At 58.9% G+C, this 5,962-nt stretch carries 8 protein-coding genes; 5 read left to right on the top strand and 3 right to left on the bottom strand.

Features of this window, described 5'->3' with window-relative positions:
* On the top strand, positions 1 to 549 hold a 549-nt coding region (locus PFH44_RS24260), incomplete at its 5' end, for an LLM class flavin-dependent oxidoreductase (protein WP_283826413.1).
* Between the two features lie 46 nt (positions 550 to 595).
* Here PFH44_RS24260 and PFH44_RS24255 read toward each other — a convergent pair.
* The gene (locus PFH44_RS24255) at positions 596 to 931 is read right to left on the bottom strand and encodes a gamma-glutamylcyclotransferase family protein (RefSeq protein WP_045854744.1); all 336 of its coding nucleotides are present in this window, start codon (positions 929 to 931) and stop codon (positions 596 to 598) included.
* Between the two features lie 384 nt (positions 932 to 1,315).
* On the opposite strand from PFH44_RS24255, the gene PFH44_RS24250 reads away from it, so the two are divergent.
* The 4 genes from PFH44_RS24250 to PFH44_RS24235 are packed head-to-tail and all read left to right on the top strand — an operon-like array spanning position 1,316 to position 3,681.
* The gene (locus PFH44_RS24250; protein ID WP_283826412.1) at positions 1,316 to 2,377 is read left to right on the top strand and encodes a DarT ssDNA thymidine ADP-ribosyltransferase family protein; all 1,062 of its coding nucleotides are present in this window, start codon (positions 1,316 to 1,318) and stop codon (positions 2,375 to 2,377) included.
* A 4-nt stretch (positions 2,378 to 2,381) separates the two neighbouring features.
* Complete coding sequence (locus PFH44_RS24245; protein WP_283826411.1) at positions 2,382 to 3,107, top strand: DarT1-associated NADAR antitoxin family protein; 726 nt, start codon at positions 2,382 to 2,384, stop codon at positions 3,105 to 3,107.
* Positions 3,108 to 3,124: 17 nt separating this feature from the next.
* Positions 3,125 to 3,364: a hypothetical protein gene (locus PFH44_RS24240; RefSeq protein ID WP_283826410.1), complete on the top strand. Its 240-nt coding sequence runs from the start codon at positions 3,125 to 3,127 to the stop codon at positions 3,362 to 3,364.
* A complete protein-coding gene (locus PFH44_RS24235; RefSeq protein WP_283826409.1) occupies positions 3,361 to 3,681 on the top strand; it encodes a hypothetical protein in 321 nt (106 codons plus the stop codon). The genes PFH44_RS24240 and PFH44_RS24235 overlap by 4 nt, the downstream gene beginning before the upstream one ends.
* 380 nt (positions 3,682 to 4,061) lie before the next feature.
* Here the strand turns inward: PFH44_RS24235 and PFH44_RS24230 are convergent, their stop codons facing one another.
* Positions 4,062 to 5,033 carry a PDR/VanB family oxidoreductase gene (locus tag PFH44_RS24230; RefSeq protein ID WP_283826408.1) on the bottom strand — a complete coding sequence of 324 codons (972 nt, stop codon included), beginning with the start codon at positions 5,031 to 5,033 and terminating at the stop codon, positions 4,062 to 4,064.
* A gap of 12 nt (positions 5,034 to 5,045) precedes the next feature.
* The coding region (gene hpxD, locus PFH44_RS24225) for a molybdenum cofactor-independent xanthine hydroxylase subunit HpxD (protein WP_283826407.1) at positions 5,046 to 5,962 on the bottom strand (917 nt) is incomplete at its 5' end.

Here is a 5,962-nt window from a genome sequence, read left to right as displayed (position 1 = left end):
CGGCCGATGTTCCCCAACCCGCCGGGCCTGCTGCGCCCCGAGCCGTATGCCGAAGGGCTGCGCGAGCGTATCTGGTGGGGCGCGGGTTCCAACGCCACGGCGGTGTGGGCGGCGAAGCTGGGGATGAACCTGCAAAGCTCGACGCTGAAAGATGACGAAACCGGCGAGCCTTTCCATATTCAGCAGGCAAAACAGATCCGGGCCTACCGCGAGGCCTGGGCGCAGGCGGGGCATTCCCGTACGCCGCGCGTCTCGGTCAGCCGCAGTATTTTTGCCCTGATGAACGATCGCGATCGGATGTATTTTGGTACAGGCCGGGATGACGGGGATACGATTGGCCAGCTTGATGAGAAAACGCGGGCGATTTTCGGGCGCAGCTACGCCGCCGAGCCGGACCGGCTGATCGAGCTGCTGAAGAGAGACGAAGCGATTGCCGAAGCCGACACCTTATTGCTGACCGTGCCGAATCAGCTGGGCGTGGATTACAACGTGCACGTTATTGAGTCCATCCTCAAACAGGTTGCGCCGGCGCTGGGCTGGCGCGACTAATAGGCGGTCACGCCAACGCCCCTGGAGCCATGCGGGGCGTTAACCCCTACGGCTGAGCCGGCGGCTGGAGCTGATAGATCCACGCGGACAGGCGCCGACCGTCGGCCGTCGTCACCTCAACTTCCACCCGGTCGTAGCCCTCTTCAAACTCGTCCAGCGCGGGCCAGAACTCCGCCAGCTTTGCGGACGCAAACAGATAGCCGTGGACCTGCGGCCCGCTTTCACTCAGGACGATCCCCGGAAAATCAGCGGCAGCGCCCCAGCCGCGCGCATAAAAGGTGCCGGTCACCGTGCCCGGCAGCCACTCTCCGCCGATATTTTCCAGAATATAGGCATTAGCGTGGCCCGGACGCAGCGTACCGTAGACAAATAAGCGTTCCATTATTCCTCATTAAGCAAGGTGATCAATTCCCCGGCGGGCGGGGGAGAGAACCCATACTGGCGGAATCGCGACGTTTTTAAAAGCGCTGCGGCCCGATCGGCCGTCGGCGCTGACAGGGACTTATTCTGCCTGATTGCTCAATGGCATGACGGGCTGCTGTTTATTACTGCGTATCTGGTGATAAAAATTAGCCATATTGATGGCTCTTGAGTTAACCCAATGAATGGATTACCGTAGAGCGCGCCTGTTTATTTCACGCTCCGTGCCTCCGACGACTGGCGTAAAAATACTAATATGATAATCCTTGCCCGCACCCATTATTGGGGAGGCGGCGCTGTTCATTTTTACACACAACAAAATCATAATGCGGCTGCTGGAGTTCATATGTGGACGGTGATTGGCATTCTAATCGTGCTGGCTGTTATTGGTAATTTAATAAAAAAGAAGGAAGCGCCACCTACTAAATCAGGTAGCCAACCGCCGGTCGTGCGGCCGCCGACGATCGTAAGGCCGGAGTCGCGCCAGCGAGAGGCAGAGCCGTTCCGCGAGGCAGCACAGCGGCGCAATTCGCTATTTAATAATCTCGACGTCGTTAATAAAGAAAAACCGGCGCTAAGTCGCGAGCCTGATAATGGCGCAGTGTCGATTACGATGACCGAGGCGCTGGCTATTATTATGCATGTCGTCGGCTTTAAGGACTATATGCTAACGCGCTACGCGATTACCGGGTTGACCCATTTGGCGCCGGCCTATACATCTGATTTACACTACGCATTTATGCAGCAGGTTCCGGGCAAACCGTTCTATGCCATTCAGCAGTTTAACTGGGCGCGGGCGATAGATTTTTCACAGATAAAACGCCGAAATATCTCTGCGCTGTATCACTTTACGCACCTGGATAATTTAAAGGGGATATTTTCCTTAGGTATTATGACGCGCCAGCAAATTGAAAGTGCGGGCTACCCCTTTCATTATAATGACGAACTGCGGCTGGATGGAGTACGAGACTCAATCTCTCTGTCGGTGGGGCATATTAATAATAAGATGCTCTACAAATATTCTCAGGGGTTAAGCCACGGCGATTGGGTGATTTTGAAGATCAAAAAAGAGCTAATCAGCGGACCGACCCAGCCCTCATTTGATTTTTCACAGCTGCTTAACCGGGCGGTATTCTGCAAAAGCAACGCGGCGTCGAATGCGGTGAGGGCCGTCAGCCTCGGCGAGCGTAAAAAGCATACGGCGTTTCAAAGCATGTTTGTCGGCGATAATGACGAGGAGTTCGGGGATCGCCCGTATGATATTCAGGCGGAAATTCTCTATCTTGGCAATATTCCCCCCGGGTTTATCAGTGAGGTTATTTTCTACAGCGCCGATAATATTCCTTTATGGCTACGCGAGAGTCCGGCGATAATCACGGTCGATCCTTCTCGTTTTTCTTTCAGGTGAATTTATGGCCGTACGCCCCGTGTTTATCCCGAGAAGCCAGGGGGATACCCTGGTTGATATCGCTAACGTCGATTTCAGCTGGTCTGCCGGGCTGGCGGTGACGCAAAAGCAGAAATCAATTGCCTCCCTGCACGAGAACTATCGGCTAGATGCCCCGGGCGCGAAAATTCTTGAGGTATCGAGTAAGTCCACGCAGAGCCTGGGCCGGGAGCTGAGCGCCTTTAATATGGGCGTGCAGAGCAGCGGCGGACAGTTTATTAGCGTGGAATCGCTGTTTCAGTCTTCGAAAGTATTTACTGACAGCGGGGTGGTGCGTGGGCCTTTCCGCGAACTGATGCGCCTGTCGCCGAAAGAGGCAAAGCGTGCGGAGCAGCTGAAAACATCCGGGCGACTGGCGCACTTTTCCTTCCAGCCGAACGAACAGCGCGCGGCCATCATCTGGGAATTAGAACCGAAAAGCGCTTTCTACGACTGGCTGTACCTCAATGCCCTCAACCATTCGCCGATTAAAGAGAGCGTGCTGGAGTACTCGGCGTTTACGGATATTGAATTCAACCCGGAAAAATCGGTGAACTGTCAGGCCTACTCGGTGGCGCTGTGGTGCGCCCTGAGCCAGCGTAAGCTGCTGGCGAATGGGATCCCGCCGCGCGACGAGTTTATTGCGCTGATCGAGCAATTCACGATTTACAACACCAGCGACGGCGATCTGCGCAATATGCGCCTGTTTTAAACTATCAGGAGGCTCTTATGGTCAGGCGACTCCCTGGCTCGCTTTTTCCCCCCGACCCGGCAGCAACGGACGCCTTTAGCGATATTCCCGCCGAGCGGCGACGGGAGATCCGGGCAGAAGTGCAGCAGGCGTACTTCGACCGCGTGAACGCGGTTAAAAAAGAGCTGGATGCCCTGAGCGTCGCCCAGCGTGAAATGTTTCATCGCCAGCTGGCAGAGACGCTGATGCTGGCCTCGGCCGGGGGAACCGAGCAATGAGTGAGAATAAAATACTGGCCGCCGTCGCCGAATCGCTGCAAAAAAGCAGCGCCGCGATTAACCAGGCCAATAGCAAAATGGGCGTGCTGGTGCGGGAGTTTCTCTATCGCTCAACGCTTGAAAGCGAGCTGGCAGGGGAGCTTATTGCCATGGAGGCGGCGCTAAAGTCGGTGCAGGAGAGTATTCGCAGGCAGGCGCAGCGCGAGGCGCTGGCGGCGGAGTTAGACCCGCAGAGCCGCGAGACGTTTAACGCTTTGTTAGCGCAAAACCGTGCCCGATTAAGCGACCTGCTGAAAAACGAAAAATCAGGCCGGTAACGGCTAAAAAAAAGCCAGCCAAAAGCTGGCTGGCAAATACTCGGATAGTACTCAATTTTATAGTGGATGTTCAGAATGATCCCTGAGCACCGGTCTGGAAGCTGCGACAGGCAATATCCAGACAGCTGGTCAGGTTGGTCAGGCTTATTGTGCGCCGGGAGAGAGCATCTCTTGCTCTCAGCCAGCAGCAGGCGTCTGGCGATGCCGGATTTGTCATACAAATATGACGGCATTTGATTCAGAAGGGAAATGAATAATTTTTATTAAAATTATTCGATTAGGGAATGATTGGCCGGCTTTTGATGGCTTTTGATATGTGTCAGCGAGCAGGGCGCCAGCCTGCTCCACGGCAGCCCGGCGCCGGTGAAAAACGACCCCCGCTAGAGATCGATCAGCAGGTTGGGCGAACGGCTGCGGGAGCAGCAGAGCGCGATGCGCTGCGCGGTGGCGGCTTTCTCCGCCGGGGACTGCACCGTATCCCGGTGATCGACCACGCCCTCGATAACCGGCGTGAGGCAGGCGCCGCACATCCCCATCTCGCAGGAGAGCGGGACCGCAACCCCCTGCTGCTGGAGCACCTGGGCAATGGTCTGGTGCGCCGGCACCGGCCACCGCGCGCCTGACGACGCCAGGGTGACGGTAAAGGTATCGGCCTCGCCGCTGACGTCGGCGACCGGCGCGGTTGCCTGAAACGCTTCGCTGTGGATCTGCGCCTCGGGCCAGCCCTTTTGCGCCGCGACCTCGCGCGCGCAGGCCATAAAACCCCGGGGCCCGCAGAGGTACAGAAGCTCTCCGGCCCGCGCCCCGGCGAGCGTCGTGGCGAGGTGCTGGCGCGGGCTTTGCCCCTCCTCAGAGCAGTAAAGGGCGCAGCTGCCCTGGCTGAAGCGCTGCGCCAGCGGGCGGACGAAGGCCGCGTTTTCGCGGTGCCTGACGTAATAATGCAGCTCACAGGGCACGCCGTCCGCTTCGAGCTGCAGCAGCATCGCGTACAGCGGCGTAATGCCGATACCGGCGGCCAGCAGCACAACGCGCTCCGCGGGCTGCAGCGTAAACAGGTTGCGCGGGGGAGAGATGCGCAGCGTCTGGCCCGGGCGCAGCGTCTCGTGGATATAGCGCGATCCGCCGCGCGATTTACGATCCCGCGCGACGCAGATCAGATAGCCCTCCGCGCCGGTCGTGGGGCCGGTCAGCGAGTACTGACGCGTCATCCCATCCGGCAGATGGAGATCGATATGCGCCCCTGGCCGCCACGCGGGCAGCGGCTCCCCGCGTCCGGAGACCAGCCTGACGGCGAGGCTGGTATCGCCCTCGCGCCACATTCCGTCAACGACCACCTGCAGCAGTTCACTCATTTTCGCCTCCGCCTATACGAGGAAAAAGTCGCCAAAGCCCATCTTCTGCAGCCCGCGACGATAGGCAATCGAGCTGCGGTCGGCGGGAATATGCGCCTCAAGGGTTAAGTCCAGCGGCAGCCTCTCCGGACGCTGGGTTTCGACCATCAGCCGGTCCTCCTCGAAGACGCGGAGATTGAACGCGTGCACGTCCGCGACCGGAACGTGGAGATCGAAGTTGCGCGCAATCGGCGCGAACATGCGGGTGACGCGCGACGATACCGGCGAAGCGGCGTTCATAATCACCAGCCGGGCTTCGCCGGGGAAGTGGATGGTTAGCGTCGCGGTGAAGGGCAGGTGCATCTCGAAATGGCGCAGCCACTGAAACCCTTCCGGCGCGCGGAATCCGGCGCTGGCCGGATAGTTGCCGACCGAGCTCCAGTAGTCGGCAATAAAGCCAAAGGGCGTCTCCTGCGGGCTGTAGGCCGGCACTTCCTGATTATCCGGGTCGGCGAAGGTATCGGTATGGATCCACGCGAAATGGGCAACGTCGAGAAACCCCTCCACCTGGCGGCCGGCGAAGCCGTTGACTTCAAACGCCGGGCAGTTGATCTGCTGAAACCCCTCATCGTGCCAGTGCGGCATGGTGGGCAGCGGCATCGGGTTCTCCGGGTCGAAGGCCATGCACACCCAGATCAGCCCAAAGCGCTCCTCCACCGCGTAGTGGGTCAGGTGGAGCCTGGCCGGCACCGGCTGGTCGGGGCTGGAGGGGATCCGGTTGCAGCGCCCCTCTTCGCCGAAGCGCAGGCCGTGATAGGGGCAAATAATCCCCTCGTCGTCGTGAGAGCCGAGGGTCAGCGGTACGCCGCGGTGGGGGCAGACGTCGCGGGCCGCCACCACCGAACCTTTAATCCGGTAGAGAACCAGCGGTTCGTCCAGCAGGGTTGCCT

This window comes from Klebsiella sp. Ech2A, from assembly GCF_030078455.1.
In the GTDB taxonomy this organism is placed as follows: Bacteria; Pseudomonadota; Gammaproteobacteria; order Enterobacterales; family Enterobacteriaceae; genus Klebsiella; species Klebsiella terrigena.
This window is presented reverse-complemented; position numbering and strand designations above follow the sequence as displayed.

Coding starts and splice junctions, on each gene's coding strand:
- PFH44_RS24230 (WP_283826408.1), bottom strand. CDS start 5,033: ATGAGTGAACTGCTGCAGGTGGTCGTTGACGGAATGTGGCGCGAGGGC.
- PFH44_RS24255 (WP_045854744.1), bottom strand. CDS start 931: ATGGAACGCTTATTTGTCTACGGTACGCTGCGTCCGGGCCACGCTAAT.
- PFH44_RS24235 (WP_283826409.1), top strand. CDS start 3,361: ATGAGTGAGAATAAAATACTGGCCGCCGTCGCCGAATCGCTGCAAAAA.
- PFH44_RS24240 (WP_283826410.1), top strand. CDS start 3,125: ATGGTCAGGCGACTCCCTGGCTCGCTTTTTCCCCCCGACCCGGCAGCA.
- PFH44_RS24245 (WP_283826411.1), top strand. CDS start 2,382: ATGGCCGTACGCCCCGTGTTTATCCCGAGAAGCCAGGGGGATACCCTG.
- PFH44_RS24250 (WP_283826412.1), top strand. CDS start 1,316: ATGTGGACGGTGATTGGCATTCTAATCGTGCTGGCTGTTATTGGTAAT.